The sequence below is a fragment of the Sphingobium sp. genome (assembly GCF_036170395.1).
Lineage (GTDB): Bacteria > Pseudomonadota > Alphaproteobacteria > Sphingomonadales > Sphingomonadaceae > Sphingobium.
The window spans coordinates 1-22,273 of sequence record NZ_JAVHPD010000046.1; the positions used below are offsets into that span (position 1 = coordinate 1).

Consider the following 22,273-nt stretch of genomic DNA (forward strand, 5'->3'; position numbering starts at 1 on the left):
CGCACGCACAGGTCGAGATTGGCGAGCGGCGCGCCATCCGCCAGCACGACATGGATATCGACGCCGAGCAGGTCGGCGTGCATCCCGAGCGGCTTCTTGACCGGCACCTTCCCGTTGATGGTGAAGCAGGTCGGTTGGGCATGGAGGACGATGCGCCCGTCGGGATCGATGCCCTGCTGACCGGTGGTGAGCAGATCGTCGATATCCGCCTGCTCGACGCGGTAGCCGCCCATGTCGCGCTCGACCGTAACGACATCGCTGACGAGGGAGCCGCCCGAGAAGCTGACCCACACATCCTCGATATTGGTGCCAGCGACCCGCTCGGCCTGCTCCACCGTCTCGCGCACGGCGAGTTCGGTGCGCTCCATGTCGGCGATGAAGCCGCGCCGCACCCCCCGGCTCTCGCGCTGGCCGGTGCCCAGGATCGCGAGTTCGCCGGTGTCGGTGCGGCCAGCGATCAGCGCCGACACTTTCCAGGAGCCAATGTCGACCGCCGTGATGAGCTTTTCGACCTTGGGCTGCGGCATGGTTTAGCCTTCCTCGCCTTCGCCCGAGCGCTTCGCCGCTGCGCCGTCCGCCGGCTTCTCCTCGACCCGGCCCTGCGGCAGGCGGAGGACGAAACGGTCCGGATCGCGCATGTCGAACTTCACAATGCCGCGCCCGAGCAGCCGGTTGACCCCGTCCATCCGCGCGAAATTGACCAAGGCCGACGCCGAATCCTTCGCGCCCTCCGGAAGGGAGAGCGTCTCGCCCGATTGAAAGCGCAGATCCCAGCGCCGGTTCCCGACCCAGGTCGCGCCCGCCAGCATCGGCTTCAACGCCGGCGCATTTTCCATCAGCGTGTTGAGCCCCGCCGTCTGGCGGTTGGCGTTGGGACCGACGACCAGCGGCAGATCGGGCATGGCGCTGGCCGATACCGACTGGAGCACCACGCCGTTGACGTCGATCAGATGCAGCTGGCCGCCATGCTGCCACACCGCCACCGGATCGCGCTCGACGATATCGACCACCAGAGTATCGGGCAGGCGGCGAGAAATGCGGGCGTCCTTGACCCAGCCGAGCTTCAGCATCTCCTGCCGCACCCTGGGCAGGTCGAGCGAGAGCATCGAACGGTCCACCTGGCCGAGAGCAATATTATAGACGGGCAGCTCGTCCATCCGCTCGACGCCGCGCACCTCGACCTTGTCGACCTCGAAGCCCGCGCGGGCCGCGATCTCGGCCGCCTGCTGCTTCGCCATGCCCGGCAGGCCGGCGAAAATGGCGATACCGATGGCGATGCCGCCGACGATCGCGACGATCGCCCAGCTCGCCAGGCGCTGGAGCGTCGCTTCGCTGACCGGCAGCATCTCGATCAGCCGGTCGATGCTGCTCTGGCGTTTGAGCGCGCGGCCGCCACCGCGGGTCGCCCGTCCCTTGGCGCTGCTGAGGCGAGCGGCCCCGCCGCGCCGGATGCGTGCATCAGCCATGTCTCTCACCCCCCATTGCGGTACTGGGGGCGCGGCCCAGCGCCTCCTCGACGATCATCTCGACCAGAGTCGCATAGTCAATCCCCAGCTTCGCCGCCTGTTCGGGGACGAGGCTCAAAGGAGTCATGCCGGGCTGGGTATTGACCTCCAGCAGGAACAACCCTTCAATCCCCTGCGTGTCGTCCCAACGGAAGTCTGACCGCGACGCGCCCCTGCAACCCAGCAACTGATGCGCGCGCAGCGCGATCGCCTTGCACGCCTCGCCGATCTCCGGCGGAATGTCGGCGGGGCAGACATGCTCGGTCATCCCGTCGGTATATTTGGCGTCGAAATCGTAGAAGCCGCTCTTGGGCCGCAATTCGGTGACGAGCAGCGCCTCATCGCCAAGCACGGCAGTCGTGAGTTCGCGGCCCCGGATATAGGGTTCGGCCAGAAGCTGGGGGAAATCCTGCCACGGCCCCACGCTGTCGCGGGCGATGGGATTGCCGTAATTGCCCTCCGCCGTGACGATGGCCACACCGACAGAGCTGCCTTCGTTGACGGGTTTCAGCACATAGGGGCGCGGGAGAGGATCGGCCGTGAACAGGCTTTCGCTGTCCACGATATGGCCGCCGGGCACGGGGATGCCATGCGGCACCAGCGTCTGCTTGGTCAGCTGCTTGTCGATCGCGATGACGGAAGTGGCGAGGCCGCTATGGGTGTAGGTGAGACCCATGAGGTCCATCAGCCCCTGGATCGTGCCATCCTCGCCGGGGACGCCATGCAGCGCGTTGAACACCACGTCGGCCTTCGTTTCTGCGAGGCGTTGGGCGACGTTACGGTCCATGTCGATCCGCGTGACGCGATGGCCGCGCTCCTCCAGCGCCTTGGCGACGCCCTCCCCGCTCGACAGCGATACGGGGCGCTCCGCCGACCAGCCGCCCATAAGGACCGCGACATGCCAGGGGCCGCGGGTCATGCGAAAAAATCCAGAGGAAAACCGTTCGGGCTGAGCAAAGTCGAAGCCCCGGACAGAGCCGCAGGCGAAGTCGCTTCGCTCCGCTCAGCAGAGCCCTTCGACAGGCTCAGGGCGAACGGGGTTTGGAAGGGGCTCACTGGCTCACCCCCACACGCTGGATTTCCCATTCCAGCTCTATTCCGCTTGTCTCTCTCACCCGCCGCCGCACTTCCTCGCCCAGCGCTTCGATATCGGCGCTGGTGGCGTTGCCGAGGTTGAGGAGGAAATTAGTGTGCTTCTCACTGACCTGCGCGCCGCCGATCGTCAGGCCACGGCAGCCGGCTTCGTCCACCAATTGCCAAGCCTTGTGACCGGCCGGGTTCTTGAAAGTCGATCCGCCGGTCTTGCTGCGCAGCGGCTGGCTTTCCTCGCGCGCGGCGGCGATGCGGTCCATTTCGGCCTGGATCCCGGCGGGTTCGCCGGGATGGCCGCGAAAGGTGGCGCTGACCACCACCGCGCCTTCGGGCAAAGTGGAGTGGCGATAGGTATAGCCGAGGTCGGCGTTGGAGAGCGTCACCTGCTCGCCTGAGCGAAGGACGACCTGCGCTTCGATCAGGATGTCGCACGTCTCCCGTCCGTAGGCGCCGCCGTTCATCCTAACAAAGCCGCCGACCGTCCCGGGAATGGAGCGCAGAAATTCGAGGCCAGCGATCCCAGAGTCGCGCGCCGTCGAAGACACGAGAATGCCGGACGCGCCGCCCCCGCAGACAAGGCTAGTGGCGTCCTGTTGCTCCACCGTTGCGAAAGGCTTGCCGAGGCGCACGACCACGCCTGGCACGCCGCCGTCCCGAACGATGAGGTTGGAGCCGAGGCCGAGCGCCATCACCGGCACCGACGGATCGAGGTCTCGCAAAAAGGCGGACAGGTCATCGGCATCCTTGGGCTCGAACAGCCATTGCGCCGCGCCGCCCGCCTTGAACCAGACGAGCGGCGCGAGCGGCGCGTCGGCTTTGAGCGAACCTCGCACTGCGGGCAAGTCCCCCTCCCGCTTGCGGGAGGGGCTAAGGGAGGGCATGTTCGGGGCGGCGGTGGTCAAGTAACAAGCCCTCCCCCGACCCCTCCCGCAAGCGGGAGGGGAGCTTTATGCTCTACCCTTTCAGTTACCGCTGCTGCGAGCCCCGCCGCCCATTTGGTGATATCGCCCGCACCCAGGCAGATGACCATATCGTCCGCCTGGATGTCGGCGGCGAGATGCGCGGCGAGATCGGCGGCGTCGGCCACGGTGGCGGCGTTGCGATGCCCGCGCCGCTTCAATCCCGCGACAAGCGCGGCGCTGTCCACGCCCTCGATCGGCTGCTCGCCGGCGGTATAGACGGGCGCGGCATAGACGATGTCGGCATCGTTGAACGCCTGCTGGAACTCGTCCATCAGGTCATGGAGGCGGGTGAAGCGATGCGGCTGAACCACGGCGATGACGCGCCCCTTCGCCCCTTCGCGCGCGGCGGCCAGGACGGCCTTGATCTCGACCGGGTGGTGGCCGTAATCGTCGATGACGGTGGCCACGCCGTCGCCCACCGCGATTTCGCCAACCTTGGTGAAGCGGCGCTTGACCCCGCCGAACTTGGCGAAGCCGGTCTGGATGGTCGCGTCGTCTATGCCCATCTGGAGGGCGACGCCGATCGCGGCCATGGCGTTCAGAACATTGTGGCGGCCCGGCATCGGCATCTCGATTCCCTCGATGCGGCGGGTAGAGCCGTCGCGCTCGCGTATCTGCACGTCGAAGCGGTTGCCGCCGGGGATGGGCTGGACATTGTCGCCGCGAATATCGGCCTGCGCCGAAAAGCCGTAGGTGACGATGCGGCGGTCCTGCACGCGCGGCAGGATCGCCTGCACTTCGGGATGATCGAGGCAGAGCATCGCCGCGCCATAGAAGGGCACATTGCCGACGAACTCGACGAAAGCGTCCTTCACCTTGTCGAAGCTGCCATAATGGTCGAGATGCTCGGGATCGATATTGGTGACGACCGCCAGCGTGCCGTCCAGCCGCAGGAAGCTGCCGTCGCTTTCGTCCGCTTCCACCACCATCCAGTCGCTGTTGCCGAGCCGCGCGTTGGACCCGTAGCTGTTGATGATGCCGCCGTTGATGACCGTCGGGTCCACCCCGCCCGCGTCGAGCAGCGCCGCCACCATGGAAGTCGTCGTCGTCTTGCCATGCGTCCCCGCGACCGCGACGGTGGATTTGAGGCGCATCAGTTCCGCCAGCATCTCGGCGCGGCGGATGACGGGGATGCGGTTTTCCAGCGCCAGTTCGACCTCCGGGTTGCCGCGCTTGATCGCGGTGGAGGTGACGACCACCGCCGCGTCGCCCAGATTTTCGGCCTGGTGGCCGATCATCACCTTGATGCCCTTTTTCCGCAGCCCCTCGATCACATAGCCTTCGGCCATGTCGGACCCTTGCACGGTGTAGCCGAGATTGTGCATCACCTCGGCGATGCCGGACATGCCGATGCCGCCGATGCCGATGAAATGGATCGTGCCGATGTCGGTGCCGACACCCTTCATATACGGGATTCCTTAAATGTAGAACCGTTCGGGCTGAGCGAAGTCGAAGCCCCCCGCTGAGCCGAAGGCGAAGTGCCTTCGCTCCGCTCAGGCGAGCCCTTCGACAGGCTCAGGGCGAACGGGGGTTGAGCCTCTTCGTTCACGCCGGAACCCCCGCCAGATTGAGCGTCGTCGGCACCGGCCCGACCTTGACCGGATCGTTCATGACCGGCGCCTTGCCGATGCTTTCGAGCAGGTCGGCCATGTCGCGCGCGGCATTGGGGCGGCCGCAGGTCCAGGCGCGTTTGGCCGCATTCTGCAGCGCGCCCGGTTCCATCGCCATCTTCTGCATCTGCTTGGCGAGTTCGACCGCGGTGAAGCGGCTCTGCGGGATGGTGCGCGCGCCGCCGGCCTCGGTCATCTCCTTGGCGTTGGCGGTCTGGTGATCGTCCATTGCGCTGGGCAGCGGAATGAGGATCGCGGGCCGGCCGGCGCAGGTGAGTTCTGCGAGCGTCGACGCGCCTGCGCGCGCGATCACCAGATGGGACCAGCCGAGCTTTTCAGGCACGTCATTGAAATAGGTGGCAAGATCGGCAGGAATCTCCATCTCCGCATAGGTCTTGCGCACCCGCTCTATGTCCTCAGCGCGGCATTGCTGCGTCACCTGAAGCCGGCGGCGGAGCGCGACGGGCAGCATGGAAAGACCCTCAGGCACCACGCTCGACAAGATGGTCGCCCCCTGGCTGCCGCCGATCACCAGCACGCGGAACACGCTTTCGTCGGTGAGGGCGGGAAATTCCTCCTCGCGCAGCTGCTTGACTTCCTCGCGGACGGGATTGCCGACCAGATGGACCTTGTCGGCATATTTGCTTTTGAGGCGCTGCAAGTCGGGATAGGCGGTGGCGATGGCGTTGACCCGCCCCGCCAGCAAGCGGTTGACGCGACCCAGCACGGCATTCTGCTCATGGATCGCGGTCGGCACGCCATCCGCCAACGCACCCAGCAGCGCGGGCATGGCGGGATAGCCGCCGAAGCCCACGACTGCGGTCGGGCGGAAGGTTTCGTTCAAGCGGCGCGCCATCGCCCGCCCCGCCAGGATCGCTTTCAACGCGCCCGGCCAGCTCATCGGGTTCTTCGTCATGCGCCCGGCGGGCATGACATGCACTTGAGCCGCCTCAAAGATGCCGGGGATTTTCGCGCCCCGTTCATCGGTAACCAGCGCCACGCGATGACCGCGCGCCATCAGTTCCTCGGCAACCGCATGGGCGGGAATCATATGGCCCCCCGTCCCGCCAGCGGCGAGGACGAAGTGACGGGAAATGCTCATCGGCCGCTCCATTTGACGACGGTATGCCGGCCCATGAAGGGATTGCGCCGCGTGAAGGCGAGCAGCAGGCCGACCCCGATACAAAGCGCCAGCATAGAGGAGCCGCCATAGCTGATAAAGGGCAGCGTCATGCCCTTCGATGGAAAAATCTGCGCGTTGACGCCCATGTTGATGATCGCCTGAAGCCCGAACTGGGTCGTAAGGCCGGCGGCGGCGAGGATGGTGAACACATCCTCCTCGTCCAGCAGGCGCAGCAGCACCCGCACCACGATGGCGAGATAGACGCAGGCGATGGCGATGCAGGCAAGCAGGCCGAACTCCTCGCCGATCACGGAGAAGATATAGTCGGTATGCGCTTCGGGCAGGCGGAACTTGTTGAGGCCCCCGCCCGGCCCCACGCCGGTAAAGCCGCCATGGGTGATGGTGCGGAAGGCAAGGTCGGTCTGGTCCGGCCCGGTGTCCATCTGCACCCCGATGCCGAGGAAATCGTTGATCCGCTGGCGGCCATTTTCATAGAACATATAGGCCGCGACCAGCCCGGCGAGACCCGCGCCGCCGAGCATCGCGATCCAGCGCATTTCGAGGCCCGATAGCAGCAGCAGGCAGCCCCAGCAGGCGAGGAAGATGACGGTCTGGCCGAAATCGGGCTGCTTCATCAGGATGGCGGCGATTAGCAGCGTCAGCGCGCCGGTCAGCGGCACGACCGGCAGACTCGCATCCTTTGCGCGCAGCGAGAGCAGCCAGGCGAGAGTCACGACATAGGCCGGTTTCAGGAATTCGGACGGTTGAAAGCGGAAACCGGGCAGGTCGATCCAGCGCTTCGCGCCGTTCACCACCGATCCGAGCAGCGGCACGCACAGCAGCATGACGAAGAAGAAGGCGCACAGGAAGATCGCCAGCCGTCGCGCCTGCGGCCGGGGCAGCATGGAGATGACGAGCATGACGGGCAGGCCGAGGAACACCCACATCAGCTGGCGGTAGAAATAGATGAGCGGGTTGACCGCGACCGTCGCCGTCGAACGGTCGATCGCGGCAACGGGCGAGGCGGCGGCGACGGCGACGAGGCCGATCGCCATCAACGTGACGATCAGCGACAGGAGAACGCGGTCGATCTCCCAGAACCAGATGGCGAGCGCGGTGCGCTCGCGCGGAACGGTGCGGCCCTTGAAGCCCTTCACCAGTTCGCCCGGTCTGAACATTCCTGTCGTGCCTTCCCTGTTCATGGCCCCTGCCCCCAAGCCTTATTCCAGCGCCTCGACGGCCGCGACGAACGCATCCCCACGCGCCTCGAAGTCGCGGAACTGGTCGAAACTGGCGCAGGCGGGCGAAAGAAGCACGACATCGCCCGGCTGGGCGATGCGCGCGGCGCGGCGGACGGCGGCGCTTAGCATCTCGCTGTCATCGACCGCCATATGGGGGCGGAGCAGGTCGGCGAACATATGCCCCGCTTCGCCGATGGTATAGGCGTGGGCGATGTTGCCATAATGCGGCACGCACTCGTCCAGATTGTCCGACTTGGCGACGCCGCCCAATATCCAGTGGATGCGGGGCTTGCCGTCCTTCGCCGGCCATGCGGCGAGAGCGGGCGCGGTCGAGGCGGCATTGGTCGCCTTGCTATCGTTGACGTAGAGGACGCCGTTGTGGGTGCCGACCGCCTGCATGCGATGGGGGAGACTGGCGTAGCTGGTCAGGGCGTTGAATATGGTAGGCAAATCAATGCCAAGCGCGCGACAACAAGCAATCGCAGCTTGTGCATTTTGCAGATTATGCGGCCCTTGTAGGGACGGCCATCCCGACTGGTCTGTCACGGCCACACTGTCGAGTTCAACAGCCTCCTGTCCCGACCAATCATCTAGTATTTGATAATTTGCCTCGGTAGCAGCATCAACGATCGCAATACCGGTTGCAGACTGCATCGCAAACAGCCGCGCCTTCGACGCGACATAGCCCTCAAACCCGTCATAGCGGTCGAGATGATCGGGCGTGATGTTGAGCAGCACCGCCACGTCGCAATCGAGGCTGCGGGTCAGGTCGATCTGGTAGCTGGACAGTTCCAGCACATAGACGCCCACGCCGTGCAGGTTCGGCTCCAGCGGCGGTTGGCTGAGGATCGGCAGGCCGATATTGCCGCCCATCACCGTGGGATAGCCCGCCTGCTCGATGATATGGTGGATCAGCGCCGTGGTGGTCGACTTGCCGTTGGTGCCGGTGATGCCGACGACCTTGTGCGGGGGCAGTGTCGGGCGGGCGAGTGCGAACAGTTCGATATCGCCGATGATCGGCACGCCGGCGATCTTCGCGCGCACGGCGATGGGGTGGCGGTTCAGCGGTACGCCCGGCGACACGACGATGCCGTCGAAACCGGCAAGGTCGATCTCCATCGGATCGCCGAGTTCCGCCTTGCCGTCCACCAGCGCCCGTGCTTCCTCGCGGCTGTCCCACGCTACCACGCGCGCGCCGCTCGCCACCAGCGTCTCGACCGTGGCGAGGCCGGACCGCGCCAGCCCCAGCACGGCATAGGTCTTCCCCGCAAAGGCGCTGCTGACGATCATCGCAGCTTCAACGTCGCAAGGCCGGCAAGCGCCAGCACGAAGGCGATGATCCAGAAGCGGATCACGACGGTCGGCTCGGCCCAGCCCAGCTGTTCGAAATGATGGTGGATCGGCGCCATCTTGAAGACGCGCTTCCCCGTGCGCTTGTAGAAGAAGACCTGGATGATGACGCTCATTGCCTCCACGACGAACAGCCCACCGATGATCCCGAGCACGATCTCATGATGCGCCGTCACCGCGATCACGCCGATCGTCCCGCCTAACGCAAGGCTGCCAGTGTCGCCCATGAACACCGCGGCGGGCGGCGCGTTGAACCAGAGGAAGGCGAGACCCGCGCCAATGATCGCCCCGCACAGGATCACGAGATTGCCCGCGCCCGGCACATGCGGGATGCCAAGATATTCGGCGAAGTCCGCGCGGCCGACCAGATAGACGATAGCCAAGAAGGCCAAGCTGGCGATGATGACCGGCATGGTGGCGAGGCCGTCCAGCCCGTCGGTCAGGTTCACCGCATTGCCGAACGCCACGATGACGAAGGCGGCGAAGCAGAAATAGAGGGGGCCAAGCTCGATCGCGGGACCATTGTAGAAGGGCACGTAAAGCGCCGTGTTGCCGTGGCTGTGGACGATCATCCAGGCGGCGACGCCGGCGATCAGGAACTCGAACAGCAGGCGCATCCTGCCCGACAGCCCCTTGTGGCTGGCCTTCGTCACCTTGTCATAATCGTCGAGGAAGCCGATCGCGCCGAATCCCAGCGTCACGAACAGGCAGGCCCAGACATAGATGGAGCTGAGGTCCATCCACAGGAGCACCGAGGCGACCATCGAGGTCAGGATCATGAGGCCGCCCATTGTCGGCGTGCCACGCTTGGCGAGGTGGCTTTGCGGGCCGTCGTCGCGGATCGGCTGGCCCTTGCCCTGGCGCACGCGCAGCCAGCCGATGAATTTCGGGCCGATGACAAGGCCGATGACGAGCGCGGTAAAGATCGACGCGCCCGCGCGGAAGGACAGATAGCGGACGAGGTTGAACACCCCCGCGAAATCAAGCGTCTGGGCAAGCCAGTAGAGCATCAGTTACTATCTCCGTCGCGGGCGGCGTCGGCAAGCGCGGCGACGAGGCGGGAGAGGCCCACCCCGTTCGAGCCCTTGACCAGGATCGCGTCGCCCGCGCGCATTTCATTCTGGATGAGAGGGATGGCCGAGGCGGTGTCGGGCACATGGGCGTGGGGCACGGCGCCGAGTGCGCTGGCGAGCGGCTGCATCTCGTCTCCGACCAATATGGCATAATCGACTTGGGCGCCCTCGATCGGCGCGGCGAGGCCAGCATGGAGCGAGGCGCTCTGGTCGCCCAGCTCGCGCATTCCACCGAGAATGGCGATGCGCCGGTCGGCCTTCTCACGGCCGAGCTGCTTCAGGGTCGCCGCCATGGAGAGCGGATTGGCGTTGTAGCTCTCATCGATCAACAGCGCTTCGCCGCCCGCAACCGGCAAAATGCGGCGCTCGCCCCGCCCCGGCAGGCCCGGCATTTCCGCGAGCGCGAGGCCGGCGGCAGCAAGATCGCCCCCCACAGCCTCCACCGCCGCCAGCACGGCGAGCGCATTCGACACCCAATGGTCGCCGGGCGCGGCAATGGTGAAGCAGAGTTCGGCGTCGGGCAGTCGCGCCGTAACCAGGCTGCCGCCCCCCGGCGCCGGCACCGCTTCGATCGCCCGGACATCGGCCTCGCCGCTCATGCCGAAGGTCAGGATGCGCGCGGCATGGCGCTCCGCCTTGTTGTAGAGCAGCGCCACATGCGGGCTGTCATAGGGGATGATCGCGGTGCCGCCGGGCTCCAGCCCCTCGAATATCTCCGCCTTCGCCTCGGCGATCTTCGCTTCGGTGCCGAAAAATTCGATATGGGCGGGCGCGATCGCGGTAACGATCGCGACATGGGGCCGCACTTGCCGGGTGAGCGCGGCGAGTTCGCCGGCATGGTTCATGCCCATTTCGAACACGCCATAGGCGCTGTCACGCGCCATCCGCGCGAGGCTGAGCGGCACGCCGACATGGTTGTTGTAGCTTTTGACCGATCGGTGGGCTTGGCCCGGCGCGGCGCGGTCCAGCGCCTGGAACAAGGCCTCCTTCGTGCCGGTCTTGCCGACCGATCCGGTGACGCCGATCACCTTGCCCGCCATCCGCCTGCGCGACGCCTTGCCCAGCGCCTCGAGCGCGGCGGCGCTGTCGGGGACGAGAATGTGGGGATGATCGACCGGACTGCTGACGATCGCGCCGGCCGCGCCCTGGTCGAACGCCTTGGCGACGAATTTGTGGCCGTCGGTCGTCTCGCCCTTCATCGCGACGAACAGGTCGCCAGGGCCGACCTCGCGGCTGTCGAAGGCGACGCCCGAAACGGCGAACGGCGCCGACGCGGCGCCGCCCGTGGCTTCAGCGATCTCGGCCGAGGTCCAGAGCGGCATCATTGAACCCGGAAAGCCGTTCGGGCTGAGCCTGTCGAAGCCCTCCACTGAGCGCAGCGAAGTAGCCTCCCTACCGGTCGGCCGAGTCCTTCGACTTCGCTCAGGGCGAACGGATTGATTTGCGCGCACTGCATCACCCCGCGCACTCCCGCGCGACGGTCACGTCATCAAACGGCAGCACGCGGTCGCCGATGATCTGGCCCTGTTCATGCCCCTTGCCCGCCAGCAGGACGATGTCGTCCGCACCCGCCATTTGAATCGCGGCGGCGATGGCGGCGCGGCGGCCGCCGATTTCTTCACCATCCGGCGCGCCCGCCAGCACGGCGGCGCGAATGGCGGAAGGTTCTTCAGAGCGGGGATTGTCATCGGTCACGATCACATGGTCGGACAGCTCGGCGGCGACCTTGCCCATCAGCGGGCGCTTGCCCGCGTCGCGATCCCCCCCTGCGCCGAACAGCGTGATGAGCCGCCCGCGCGTATGCGGCCGCAGCGCCTCGATCGCGGCGCGCAGCCCGTCGGGCGTGTGGGCATAGTCGACATAGACCGGCGCGCCCGCCCGGGTGATGACCGCCCGCTCCAGCCGCCCCCGCACCGGCTGGACGCGCCCGAGCAGTTCCAGCACCTTGGACATATCGCCACCCGTCGCAATGACGAGGCCGGCCGCGACCAGCGCATTGGCCGCCTGATAGGCGCCGATCAGCGGCAGATTGACCTTGTAGCTTTTGCCGTCCGCCTCGATTTCCAGAGTCTGCCCCAACTGTGTCGGCGTGCGACTGACGAGCCGAAGTCCCTGCCCCTGCACTCCTACGCTCAGCAGACGCAATCCGCGCTTCGTAGCGCGCGCGATTGCCTTGGCCGACCATTCGTCGTCCGCCCAGATGACGGCGTGGCCATCGGCATTCACCACTTCGTCGAACAGCCGCATCTTGGCGTCGAAATAGGCGTCCATGTCGCCATGATAATCGAGATGGTCGCGCGACAGGTTGGTGAAGGCGCCGGCCGCGACCGGCAGCCCCTCGGTGCGATACTGGTCGAGGCCGTGGCTCGACGCTTCGAACGCGGCATGGGTGATGCCCTCGCGCTTCAAACCCGCCATGTTGGCGAGGAACGTCACGATATCGGGCGTGGTAAGGCCCGTCGACACCTGATCGACCGAGGTAGTGACCCCCAGCGTGCCGATCGAGGCCGACTTGTGCCCCAGCATCCGCCACAGTTGTCGGGTCAGTTCGACCGTGCTGGTCTTGCCATTGGTGCCGGTGACAGCGACCGTCACGTCCGGGAAGGGCGCGAAATAGCGCGCCGCCATCAGCGCGAACAGGCGGCGAGGATTGGCATGGGCGATGTGGATGGCGCCTTCCACCTTCGCCTCCGGCCGGGCGACGACTGCAACCGCGCCGGCCCGCACCGCGTCGGCGATGAAATCCTCGCCATTGACGCGCAGCCCCTGGAACGCGCCAAACACGGTGCCCGGCGCGACCTTGCGATTGTCGATCGCGAAGCCCGAAACAGGAATGTCGAGGCCAGCGCCAGCCTCGACACCCAGCCCCTCGATCAGCGACCCGAGGCGCATCATTCCTTCTCCTTGTCGCCGTGCAGCAGCGGCATCAGGTCGGATATGTCGACGTCGCGCCGCTCGTCTGGCATCACACCCAGCATCGGGCCGGTGCGCTCGATCACGCGCTTGACCACCGGCGCGGCGGTCCACGCCGCCGTGCGCAGGCCGAAGGTCTGGGCGTTACCTTTGGGCTCGTCCATCATCGCGAGCACGACATAGCGGGGATTGTCCATCGGAAAGGCGGACGCGAAAGTCGTCACCAGCGAACTCTTGTTGTAGCGGCCCTCTTCGGGCTTTTCTGCCGAACCCGTCTTGCCGCCCACCCGGTATCCCTTGGCGTCGGCGCTTCGCCCTGTACCCGCCGCCACGATCATCCGCAACAGCTGGCGCATCCGCGCGCTGGTGGCGGCGGAAAAGACGCGGCGGCCTGCTGGCACCTCGCTGGGCTCCAGCTTGCGGAGCGTCGCGGGCCGCCACAGCCCGCCATTCACCAGGGCGGCATAGGCGCTCGCGAGATGCAGCGGGGTGACGGCGATGCCATGGCCGTAGGACACGGTCATCGTCGTGATCCGCCCCCAGTTGGTCGGCCAAAGCGTGCCCGCCCGTTCCTTCAGCTCGATCGGCGCGCGCTGGTCGAAATGGAGGCTGCGGAACATGTCCTGCATCGGCTGCGCGCCCATTTCGTCGGCGATGCGCGCGGTGGCGATATTGGAGCTGTGGACCAGCGTTTCGGGCACGTTGATCCAGCGGCCGAGCGGATGGTCGTCCTTGATGCGGAAGCCGGCGACGGCGAGCGGCGCGGTGGCGTCATAGCGCTTGCTCATCGAGGTGACGACGCCGCGGTCCATGGCGGTCGCGATCGACAGCGGCTTGAAGGTCGATCCCAGTTCGTAGCGCGCCTGGACAATATGGTTGCACAGCGGCGAGTCGCTGCATTTCTTGCCAGCGTAATTTTGCAGCTTGTTGGGATCGAACACCGGAATCGACGCCATGGCGATGATCTCGCCGCTATTGGCGTCCAGGATGATGCCGCCCGCGCCCTTGGCATTGTGCGCCACCATCTGGGCATAAAGCTCGCTTTCCAGCGCGCCCTGAACCCGGCTGTCGATCGACAGGGCGAACGGCTTGCCGCGCAGCGCCGGGTCGATCAGGCGGTCGTTGAAGGCCGCCTCCACCCCCATGCCGCCCGTGCCTTCGCTATTGGGCGCAAAGCCCAGCACATGGGCGGCGAGCGAGCGCTGCGGATAGAGTCGCTCCTTCTCACGGGGGAATTCGATGCCGATCTCGCCCAGCGCATTCACCGCCGCCACTTCCTCGGGCAGCGCGCGGCGACGCAGATAGGCCCAGCCCTTGCCGGACAGCTTCTTGTAGAAGGCGGCTTCCGGCTCGTCAGGGAAGATTTCGTGCAGCTTGCGGGCGAGTTCGGCGGGCTCGCCGATCAGCTTGTGCGGGCGCACGGCGATCGAATAGGCGTCCATCGTGCGCGCCAGCGGCACGCCGTTGCGATCGACAATGTCGGCGCGGGCCGGGACAAAGGCTGACAGCACATCGTCGCCCGCCGCCCCGTGCGTGAACACGCCGACCCAGGCCAGGCGGCCGATCAGGATGGCGGTGATTGCCATGAACAGGATCAGCAGCAGCATCAGCCGGTTGTGCGCGATCGCGGTCAGGCTGACCCGCTGGCGACCCGCGCGCGCGCCGCCGGGCTGGACGATGATCGTCGCCATCAGCGCGCCCCTTTCCGTTTTTCGCGCGCAGCCCGCGCGGTGAGATCGCCGAGCGTGCTGTCGTCGAGCAGCTTGGCGTCGAGCATCGCCATCCGCTCCGCCTTGCGCGCGATCGGGTTGGGCTTGCTAACGTCTGCGTCGGCTTTGGCCTGTTGCACCGGATCGCGCTTCGCGGGCTTTTCCAGCTTGTCGACATTGTCGGCGGCATGGGCTTCGCGGATGACGGCGATGTCGCTGCGGATCTGGGTCGCGGCGGGGCTTTCGGGCGCTTTCTGCGGCGCGGAAGGCAGGTCGGCCGGCGTCTCCACCATCGCCACCATCACCGGCGGCGCGACATAATCCGGACCGTTGGGCTGCACCCCGTCGAGATGCGCGAGCGCCTGCTCCCCGCCCAGATATTGCTGCGCCGTGGGCGTCGCATAGAGAAAGTCGTGCTGGTTCCAGCTTTCGAGCTGCCGCATCGAGGCGCGGGCGCTGAATTCGGTCTCCAGATAGCGGATGTCGGCCTTGGCCCTGGCGATCTGCGCGCGCACCTTCATCAGGTCGTTGCGCTCCGTGGCGACCTTCAAGGACACCATATAGGCCCCGAGCGCGCCCAGCGCGACCAGGATCACCCAGATCAGGCTCTGCAATCTCTTGACGGCGATCATGCGCGGACACTCCGGGCGGACGGGGGGACGGGAGCAACGGTGCGGACGGCGCTGCGCAGCGTGGCGGACCGGGCGCGGGGGTTGCGCGCCAGTTCGGCCTCGCTTGCGCGCACCGCCTTGGCGGGCTTGGCGAAGGTCGGCGCGGCGGCGGCCGCGCGTTCGGGCAGATGACGCGAGCCCCCCGACTCGCCGCCGCTGCGGTTGCGGAGAAATTGTTTGACGATCCGGTCTTCCAGACTGTGGAAGGTGACGACCGCCAGCCGGCCGCCCGCCTCCAGCAGCGCCTCGGCCGCCTCCAGCCCGCGCTCCAGCTCCTCCAGCTCGCGGTTCACGTGAATGCGGACCGCCTGGAAGGTGCGGGTGGCCGGGTCTTTCTTGTCGTGCGGCTTGTGGCCGAGCGCCCGGCGCACCACGGCGGCGAGCTGGCTGGTGCGCTCCAGCGGGCGCCCATCGACGATGGCGCGGGCGACGCGGCGCGAGCGCGGCTCCTCTCCATAGCGATAGATGACGTCGGCGATCTCCTCTTCCGGGGCGGTGTTGAGGAAATCGGCGGCGCTCATCCCGCTCTGCGCCATGGTCATGTCGAGCGGGCCATCGGCCTGGAAGGAAAAGCCCCGCTCCGCCCGGTCGAGCTGCATCGAGGAGACGCCGATGTCGAGCGTGATGCCGGCGACCTTGTCCACGCCCCGCTCGGCGAGCAGCGACTCCATCCGCGAAAATTCGCCGGGGATGAGGGTGATGCCTTGCGCCTGCGCGAGCGCCTGCCCTTCGCGGATCGCATCGGGGTCGCGATCGAAGGCGAAGACGCGGGCGCCGGCGCGCGCCATGGCGCTGGAGTATCCGCCCGCCCCGAACGTGCCGTCGACATGAACCTCACCGGAGCGGATGGCGAGGGCGTCGAGCACTTCATCGAGGAGAACGGGGATGTGCGGCGCGGCGGCGGACGCGGGCGCGCTCACTTGGTGGCTCCCGCAGCGCGCGCTTCGATCCAGCGCTTCACCTTGTTACGGATCAGCGCCGGGCGATCCGAGCTTTCGACCAGCCGCTCGGGCTTCCAGATCTGGAAATAGCGGCCTACGCCGTAGAAAAAGACCGCGTCGGTGATGCCCGCTTCGTCCTTGATATCGGGGTGCAGGAAGAAGCGGCCGCCATCGTCGAAATTCACGTCCTCGATCATGCCGAGGCGATTCTCGCGCTCCAGATCGCCATTGAAGTCGCGCCCCGCCTCGCGCGCCAGCCGCTCCAGTTCCTCGACCTCGTCGAACAGGAACTGCTTGTGCGACAACCCAAATCCGGTGGCGCAGCCATTGTCGAGATGGATGGACAGGCAGAGTTTGTTGGCGCCGGCGCTAGCCTGAACGACGAGTTTCCGCATCTCCAGGGGCAGCACGAACCGGCCTTTGCCGTCCGCGACGCTGAATGCGTTGCCCGAATAGAGAATGGCGTCCGACACGGTGAAAAGTGGCCCCTTTTCGATGGGGCACAGACTTCCCGCCGCCGGAATCGCGATCACGACTCCGAGCCCCAGGACTGATCGACGCCTGAAAACCCCAATGCCGGTTACCTACCAAGCATGAGGCGAAGTGGGAAGGGATTTTTTGGGTAGAGAAGGGAGAAGCAGGTCAGAAACGGGATCAGTTGTTTTCTTGTCCTTTTCTCCTGGTTCGCGCTGGTCCGGCACGGGCCTCAAAAAGCGCCGAAACACGCGGCAGCAGCAGCGCGCCCAGGATGGCCCAGATCGTCCCGGCCAGGAGCGCGCCGCGAACCCCCGCGAGCACATCGGGCAGCGCGCGCATCCAGCGCCGCTCGCCGAGCGGCGCGCCATCGAGCCATCGCACCAGCAGCGCAGGCGTGTCCGCGCTCCACACGCGCGGGTCGAGCGGCCGGGCCGGATCGGCCAGCCAGAGCCGGTCATCGATGGCATCCGCATCGCCCAGCAGGGTTACGGCCCCCTGCCCAACCCATTGAGTCACAGGCGTATCGCGATCATAGCCTGACAGGACGAGCAATGCTCGGCTGGGCAAGAATTGGCGAGTTTCTGCGCTTTCTGGCGCCCCCGGCGCAAAGCCCCACCGTGTCAGAAGCGGCTCGAGCAGGCTGACAGCCGGCGGCCGGCGGCGATCGCCGATCGGCAGGTCGGAGGGCCAGCGCAGCATCGGGTCCGCCAGCACCAAGGCCCGGCCGCCCCCGCGCACCCAGCGGTCGATCGCCACCATCTGCGCGGGCGTCAGCGCGCGCGGTTGCGCCAGCAAGAGGCGGCGCGCGCCTGTTTCGGGCAACCGCGCCGGATCGTCGAGCGGCTCGACATTGAAGCGGGTGCGCAGCAGCGACAGGATCGGCGCGTCGCGCCGCTCGCCCGCCTCATCCCAGAACAGCGGCAGCGCGGTGACGACGGCAAGGCCGGGACGATCCGGGACAGGCTGGACCGGCTGGGACGGCCCGCGCCAGAGGAGCAGCGCGCTGACAGCAAGCAGCCCAACGCCGACCACCGACCGCAGCCGCGCGCCAGCGAATGTCGCAGTCAGAGCTACGGCGAGCAGCCCTAGCGCAGCGCTGGCCTCCGGCCCACGCCCCGCCGCTACCGCGCAGAAGATCAGCACCATCCCGGCGCTGCCCAGCGCCACCCAGACGAGCGCCGCGCTATCTTTTCGGCGCATCACTCCGACCACCGCCAGCACCAGCGCGGCGGCGATGCTCCAGTCCCACGGATCGGTCTGCCCGGTCATCCAGGCGCGGCGGAGACCGGCCGGGAATATGCCAAGCGTCGGCAGCCAGAGCCAGAGGAAGCGCCCGAGCCCCCGGCGCAGCGCGGCCATGCTCAGCGCTGCTGCTGCGCGTCGCGGTTGCGGATATTGGGGTCGGGCTGAAGGTCGGGGACGATCGGCGTCTGCTCGGGCGCGGGCTGGACGCCCAGTTCAGCCAGGGGATCCTTCGCCGACACGGCGTTCTGGGTGAGCGTAGGGACGACCGGCGGCGGCTGCGTCGCGTCGTCGATCCGCGCCTTTTCGATCACGATATTGGCGAGGCCGACGAGCAGCACGACGCCCGCCAGCCCAGTGAGGCCGATCTGGACGCGCTGCAACCCTTCCTGTCGGCGGGGTGTCTCAGCCATGCAACCCTATTCTCTCATTCGCCCCGGCGGATGCCACGGATTCAGCTATGTTGCGCCAGCCAGGGGAAAACCGTCAAGCCCTTAGATTCGAGCCATTGCCGGTTGTAGAGGGTCGAAAGATAGCGGAAGCCGGTGTCGCACAGGATCGTGACGACCCGCTTGCCCGGCCCCAACTGCTTCGCCAGCGCCACCGCGCCCGCGACGTTGATGCCGGACGAGAGACCGAGGCACAGCCCTTCCTCGCTCAGCAAGCGGTTGACCCAGTGCAGCCCCTCTTCGTCGGAGATGCGGAACTGGGTATCGATCGGCGCGCCCTCCAGATTGGCGGTGATGCGGCCCTGGCCGATTCCTTCGGCGACGCTGCTGCCCTCCGCCTTCAATTCGCCATGGGCGTAATAATTGTAGAGCGCCGCGCCGTGGGGGTCGCTGAGCGCGATGACGATCGCCTCATCCTTGGCCTTGAGGCCCAGGCCCACGCCCGCGATCGTGCCGCCGGTGCCGGCCGCGCAGGTGAAGCCGTCCACGCGCCCCTCCATCTGCGTCCAGATTTCTTCGGCGGTGCCGACGATATGCGCCTTGCGGTTGGCGATATTGTCGAACTGGTTGGCCCAGATCGCATTGTCCGTCTCCTCCGCGATGCGGCGGCTGGTGTGGACGAAATGGCCGGGATTGGAATAGGCGGCGGCTGGCACCGTCACCAGTTCGGCGCGCAAAGCCCGGAGCGTATCCATCTTCTCCCGGCTCTGGGTTTCGGGCATGACGATGATCGTCTTGTACCCCTTGGCATTGGCGACCAGCGCCAGGCCGATGCCGGTATTGCCCGCCGTCCCCTCGACGATCGTCCCGCCGGGCTTGAGCAGCCCCTTCTCTTCGGCGTCGTTGACGATGAACAGCGCCGCGCGATCCTTCACCGATGCGCCGGGATTGGCGAATTCGCATTTGGCGAAAATGTCGCAGCCGGTCTCCTGCGACGGGCCGGCGAGGCGGACGAGCGGCGTGTTGCCGATAAGGGCGAGGCTATCGGGATGAAGCAGCATGGTCCTTCGCATAGCGGAGGCGGCGCGGCTTTGCCAAGCAAGCGAATGATGGCGGGGGCCAAGGGGTGATTTTAACCTTTGCCGCGCGCGCCGTCCCATCGCGGCACAGCGGCAAATGCGGGGCAGCAGCGCGGCGGCCTTTGGTGTAAGGGCCGGTCTGGGACGATGCAGCGACCGGGTGATTGGTGCGGTTTTTTAAGGGCTTGAGCGGGTGGAAGGGGCGCGGCGCGATCATCGCTATCGCGCTGGCGCTGCTCGTCGCGCCGCGCCTCATCACCGCAGCGCCGCTCGACATGCTGGACGGCGGTGACGCGCGCGCCGTGATCGACCCGGCTGAGGAGTCGGACGCGAACTTCCCCGGATCGGCCTTCTTCTTCGCCGAGGGGGCGTTCGATCCCGCGCCGGGGGTCGAAACGGTGAAGACCGCGCATGTGCTGGGGCTGGACGCGGTCAAGGCCGCGCCGGCGGCGGTGTTCCGGGGCGTCACCGCACTTGACAGCTATCGCGCGCTCAACTGTCTGACATCGGCTATTTATTATGAAGCGGGCAACGAGCCCGAAGATGGGCAACGCGCCGTCGCCCAGGTGGTGCTGAACCGGGTGCGGAGCCCGCTCTGGCCGAACACGGTCTGCGGCGTCGTCTATCAGGGGTCGGAACGGACCGACTTCCGCTGCCAGTTCACCTTCAGCTGCGACGGGGCGATGGCGCGGGTGCCGATGGCGGCCGCCTGGGCGCGGGCGCGCCGGGTGGCGGCCGATGCGCTGGCGGGCCAGGTCTATGCGCCGGTCGGGCTTGCGACCCATTATCATACGCTGGCGGTTCGGCCCGACTGGTCGGGCAGCCTGCGCGCCGTGGCGGTGATCGGGGCGCATATCTTCTACCGCAATCCGGGGTTCAACGGCACCGAGGCGGCGTTCCGCGACATCTATCTGGGGCGGGAGACGATCTCCGGCCCGGCGCGCACCAGCTGGCCCGCCCGTCCGGTTCGTGCGCCTGCCGAACTGCTCGCGCCGCCCGCGCCGCTCTTCGCCGCGCCATCCGTTCCCGCCGCGCGGGGCTGGAGCCCGCCGCCGGTTCCACTGCCGGTCGACGACGGCTTGCCGCAGTCCACGATCCGGCCGGAATATCGCAATAGCGGACGCCCGCTCATCTGATATCCGCGTTTTTTTCCGACTTAATCCCCGCTAACCAACGAAGTAGCTGGAATCAGCCGGATAAATTATTTTCATTTTTCTCGTCGGCGCGGGAACCGATCCGCGGCCTTGGGGGTTCTACATTTCGGATAGCAAATCTTTTGCCCCCCGCTCTTGCTATCCGCAAAATATGAGCCCGGAACGTCTCCCCCCCCGACGCGTTCCGGGCTCAGACTTTTTCAGGGCAATTTTTCCAGCAAAATCATTATCTTTCCGGCACCGGAACGGAATGGACGGGCGCGGGTTCTTGGCTGTGTCACCGCCACGGGCGGTCACCCAAGTTTTGAGGAGATTTTCCATGACGAAGAAGATCCTGGCCGCTCTGCTGCTCACCGGCTCGCTGATGGTCGCGGCGTGCAACACGGTCGAAGGCGCGGGCAAGGACGTGCAGAGCGCCGGCAAGGCGGTCGAGGACGCGGCCGACTGAGCAGCGACTACCCCAGTTTCAAAAGTCCCCTAGCATTGGCCCGCCGGTCTCCGGCGGGTCTTTTTTGGTGGCGCGGATCAGGCCGCCGCCTCTTCCACCTCATCTTTGGCCTGTCGGCGGTCGGTGAACCAGATGGCGACGATCGTGATTTCGTAGAGTAACAGCAGCGGGATCGCCAGCATGAGCTGCGACACGACATCGGGCGGGGTCAGCACCGCCGCCAGCACGAAGGCCGCGACGATCATGTAGCGGCGCAGGCCGATAAGCTGCGCGCGGGTGACGAAACCGGCGCGGTTGAGCAGCATCAGCAGCACCGGCATGAGGAAGCTGATGCCGAAAGCGAGGATGAACTGCATGACGAGGCCGAGATAGGCGTCGGCGCTGGGCAGCGCCTCGACCGAAAGGCCGCTGCTGTTCCCCTGAAATTCCAGGAAGAAATGGAAGGCGGTGGGCATCACCACGAAATAGGCAAGGCTCGCCCCCAGGCCGAACAGGAAGGGCGTCGCGACGAGGAAGGGCAGCAGCGCCTTCTTCTCCTTCGCGTAGAGGCCCGGCGCGACGAAGGCCCAGAGCTGGTTGGCGATGATCGGGAAGGACAGGCAGAAAGCGCCGAAGAAAGCGATCTTCACCTGCACGAAAAAGGCTTCGTACAGCTTGGTATAGACCAGCTTCCCGCCGCCGTCGCCGAACGCTTCTTTCAGCGGATGGACCAGCACCGCGAACAGTTGTTCGGAAAAATAGAAGCAGAATGCCCCGGTAATCACCAGCGCATAGACGCATTTGAGGAGGCGGCTGCGCAATTCGATCAGATGGTCGAGCAGCGGCGCCTTGCTGTCGTCAATGTCGCTTATCATGCCGCGGCGTCGCCCTTATGCGGGGCTTCGGCCAGATAAGGCGGGCCTTGGGTGACGGTCGGCGCAACAGGCGCGGATTGGGCCACGAAGGCCGGGGGATCGGCCGGAGCTTCTTCCACCGGCGCGGACTGCGCGACGAAGGCGGGGCTTTCCGTCTCGATCGGCGCGGGCAGAGCACCGGGCACGGTCTCGGGCGGATGCTCGTCCATGATGCGTTTATTCTGCGCCGCCCATTTCTTTTCCAGTTCCTCCAGCTCGACCTCGCGCACCATTGCGTCGATGCCGGTGCGGAAATGGCGGGCCATGCCCTGCGCCTTGCCGACGAGTTGCCCAACCTTGTAAAGCGCGCGCGGCAAGTCCTTCGGCCCGATCACGATCACCGCGATGATCACGATCACCAGAAGCTCGGTCGAATCGATCCCGAACATGCGCGCCTATCG

The 22,273-nt window shown here is 66.5% G+C and carries 22 protein-coding genes; 2 read left to right on the forward strand and 20 right to left on the reverse strand.

Features of this window, described 5'->3' with window-relative positions:
• The 18 genes from V2B31_RS11925 to V2B31_RS12010 all read right to left on the reverse strand — a co-directional run.
• On the reverse strand, positions 1–527 hold a 527-nt coding region (locus tag V2B31_RS11925), incomplete at its 3' end, for a cell division protein FtsA (RefSeq protein ID WP_328278710.1).
• A 3-nt stretch (positions 528–530) separates the two neighbouring features.
• Positions 531–1,466, reverse strand: coding sequence for a cell division protein FtsQ/DivIB (locus tag V2B31_RS11930; RefSeq protein WP_328278712.1), 936 nt, complete (start codon positions 1,464–1,466; stop codon positions 531–533).
• A complete protein-coding gene (locus V2B31_RS11935; RefSeq protein ID WP_328278714.1) occupies positions 1,459–2,424 on the reverse strand; it encodes a D-alanine--D-alanine ligase in 966 nt (321 codons plus the stop codon). Before V2B31_RS11935 ends, V2B31_RS11930 begins: the two co-directional genes overlap by 8 nt.
• 133 nt (positions 2,425–2,557) lie before the next feature.
• A complete protein-coding gene (murB, locus tag V2B31_RS11940; protein WP_422247554.1) occupies positions 2,558–3,478 on the reverse strand; it encodes a UDP-N-acetylmuramate dehydrogenase in 921 nt (306 codons plus the stop codon).
• A gap of 17 nt (positions 3,479–3,495) precedes the next feature.
• Positions 3,496–4,965: a UDP-N-acetylmuramate--L-alanine ligase gene (gene murC, locus V2B31_RS11945; RefSeq protein ID WP_328278718.1), complete on the reverse strand. Its 1,470-nt coding sequence runs from the start codon at positions 4,963–4,965 to the stop codon at positions 3,496–3,498.
• A 139-nt stretch (positions 4,966–5,104) separates the two neighbouring features.
• Positions 5,105–6,271 carry an undecaprenyldiphospho-muramoylpentapeptide beta-N-acetylglucosaminyltransferase gene (murG, locus tag V2B31_RS11950; RefSeq protein ID WP_328278720.1) on the reverse strand — a complete coding sequence of 389 codons (1,167 nt, stop codon included), beginning with the start codon at positions 6,269–6,271 and terminating at the stop codon, positions 5,105–5,107.
• The gene (locus tag V2B31_RS11955; protein ID WP_328278722.1) at positions 6,268–7,470 is read right to left on the reverse strand and encodes an FtsW/RodA/SpoVE family cell cycle protein; all 1,203 of its coding nucleotides are present in this window, start codon (positions 7,468–7,470) and stop codon (positions 6,268–6,270) included. The genes murG and V2B31_RS11955 overlap by 4 nt, the downstream gene beginning before the upstream one ends.
• Positions 7,471–7,512: 42 nt before the next feature.
• Positions 7,513–8,823, reverse strand: coding sequence for a UDP-N-acetylmuramoyl-L-alanine--D-glutamate ligase (gene murD / locus V2B31_RS11960; RefSeq protein WP_328278724.1), 1,311 nt, complete (start codon positions 8,821–8,823; stop codon positions 7,513–7,515).
• Positions 8,820–9,893: a phospho-N-acetylmuramoyl-pentapeptide-transferase gene (gene mraY / locus V2B31_RS11965; protein ID WP_328278726.1), complete on the reverse strand. Its 1,074-nt coding sequence runs from the start codon at positions 9,891–9,893 to the stop codon at positions 8,820–8,822. Before mraY ends, murD begins: the two co-directional genes overlap by 4 nt.
• A complete protein-coding gene (locus tag V2B31_RS11970) occupies positions 9,893–11,281 on the reverse strand; it encodes a UDP-N-acetylmuramoyl-tripeptide--D-alanyl-D-alanine ligase (protein ID WP_328278728.1) in 1,389 nt (462 codons plus the stop codon). The genes mraY and V2B31_RS11970 overlap by 1 nt, the downstream gene beginning before the upstream one ends.
• 130 nt (positions 11,282–11,411) lie before the next feature.
• Positions 11,412–12,848, reverse strand: coding sequence for a UDP-N-acetylmuramoyl-L-alanyl-D-glutamate--2,6-diaminopimelate ligase (locus tag V2B31_RS11975; protein ID WP_328278870.1), 1,437 nt, complete (start codon positions 12,846–12,848; stop codon positions 11,412–11,414).
• The gene (locus V2B31_RS11980) at positions 12,848–14,560 is read right to left on the reverse strand and encodes a peptidoglycan D,D-transpeptidase FtsI family protein (RefSeq protein ID WP_328278730.1); all 1,713 of its coding nucleotides are present in this window, start codon (positions 14,558–14,560) and stop codon (positions 12,848–12,850) included. The genes V2B31_RS11975 and V2B31_RS11980 overlap by 1 nt, the downstream gene beginning before the upstream one ends.
• Positions 14,560–15,210 (reverse strand): colicin transporter, encoded by a 651-nt coding sequence (locus V2B31_RS11985; RefSeq protein WP_328278732.1) that lies wholly within the window; start codon positions 15,208–15,210, stop codon positions 14,560–14,562. The genes V2B31_RS11980 and V2B31_RS11985 overlap by 1 nt, the downstream gene beginning before the upstream one ends.
• Positions 15,207–16,169: a 16S rRNA (cytosine(1402)-N(4))-methyltransferase RsmH gene (gene rsmH / locus V2B31_RS11990; RefSeq protein WP_328278734.1), complete on the reverse strand. Its 963-nt coding sequence runs from the start codon at positions 16,167–16,169 to the stop codon at positions 15,207–15,209. Before rsmH ends, V2B31_RS11985 begins: the two co-directional genes overlap by 4 nt.
• Complete coding sequence (locus V2B31_RS11995) at positions 16,166–16,663, reverse strand: division/cell wall cluster transcriptional repressor MraZ (protein ID WP_328278736.1); 498 nt, start codon at positions 16,661–16,663, stop codon at positions 16,166–16,168. Before V2B31_RS11995 ends, rsmH begins: the two co-directional genes overlap by 4 nt.
• A 181-nt stretch (positions 16,664–16,844) precedes the next feature.
• Positions 16,845–18,026, reverse strand: coding sequence for a Gldg family protein (locus tag V2B31_RS12000; protein ID WP_328278738.1), 1,182 nt, complete (start codon positions 18,024–18,026; stop codon positions 16,845–16,847).
• A 2-nt stretch (positions 18,027–18,028) separates the two neighbouring features.
• Positions 18,029–18,322: a hypothetical protein gene (locus V2B31_RS12005; RefSeq protein ID WP_328278741.1), complete on the reverse strand. Its 294-nt coding sequence runs from the start codon at positions 18,320–18,322 to the stop codon at positions 18,029–18,031.
• A 41-nt stretch (positions 18,323–18,363) separates the two neighbouring features.
• Entirely contained in the window at positions 18,364–19,359 is a 996-nt protein-coding gene (locus V2B31_RS12010) for a cysteine synthase A (RefSeq protein ID WP_328278743.1), read from the reverse strand.
• 203 nt (positions 19,360–19,562) lie between these two features.
• On the opposite strand from V2B31_RS12010, the gene V2B31_RS12015 reads away from it, so the two are divergent.
• Together V2B31_RS12015 and V2B31_RS12020 are read left to right on the forward strand one after the other, a co-directional pair.
• A complete protein-coding gene (locus tag V2B31_RS12015; protein ID WP_328278745.1) occupies positions 19,563–20,513 on the forward strand; it encodes a cell wall hydrolase in 951 nt (316 codons plus the stop codon).
• Positions 20,514–20,850: 337 nt separating this feature from the next.
• On the forward strand, positions 20,851–20,979 hold the full coding sequence (locus V2B31_RS12020) for an entericidin A/B family lipoprotein (protein ID WP_328278747.1): 129 nt from the start codon (positions 20,851–20,853) through the stop codon (positions 20,977–20,979).
• 77 nt (positions 20,980–21,056) lie between these two features.
• Here the strand turns inward: V2B31_RS12020 and tatC are convergent, their stop codons facing one another.
• Positions 21,057–21,833: a twin-arginine translocase subunit TatC gene (gene tatC, locus V2B31_RS12025; RefSeq protein WP_328278749.1), complete on the reverse strand. Its 777-nt coding sequence runs from the start codon at positions 21,831–21,833 to the stop codon at positions 21,057–21,059.
• Positions 21,830–22,261, reverse strand: a complete 432-nt coding sequence (tatB, locus tag V2B31_RS12030) for a Sec-independent protein translocase protein TatB (RefSeq protein WP_328278751.1) — start codon at positions 22,259–22,261, stop codon at positions 21,830–21,832. The genes tatC and tatB overlap by 4 nt, the downstream gene beginning before the upstream one ends.
• Positions 22,262–22,273: the final 12 nt, after the last annotated feature.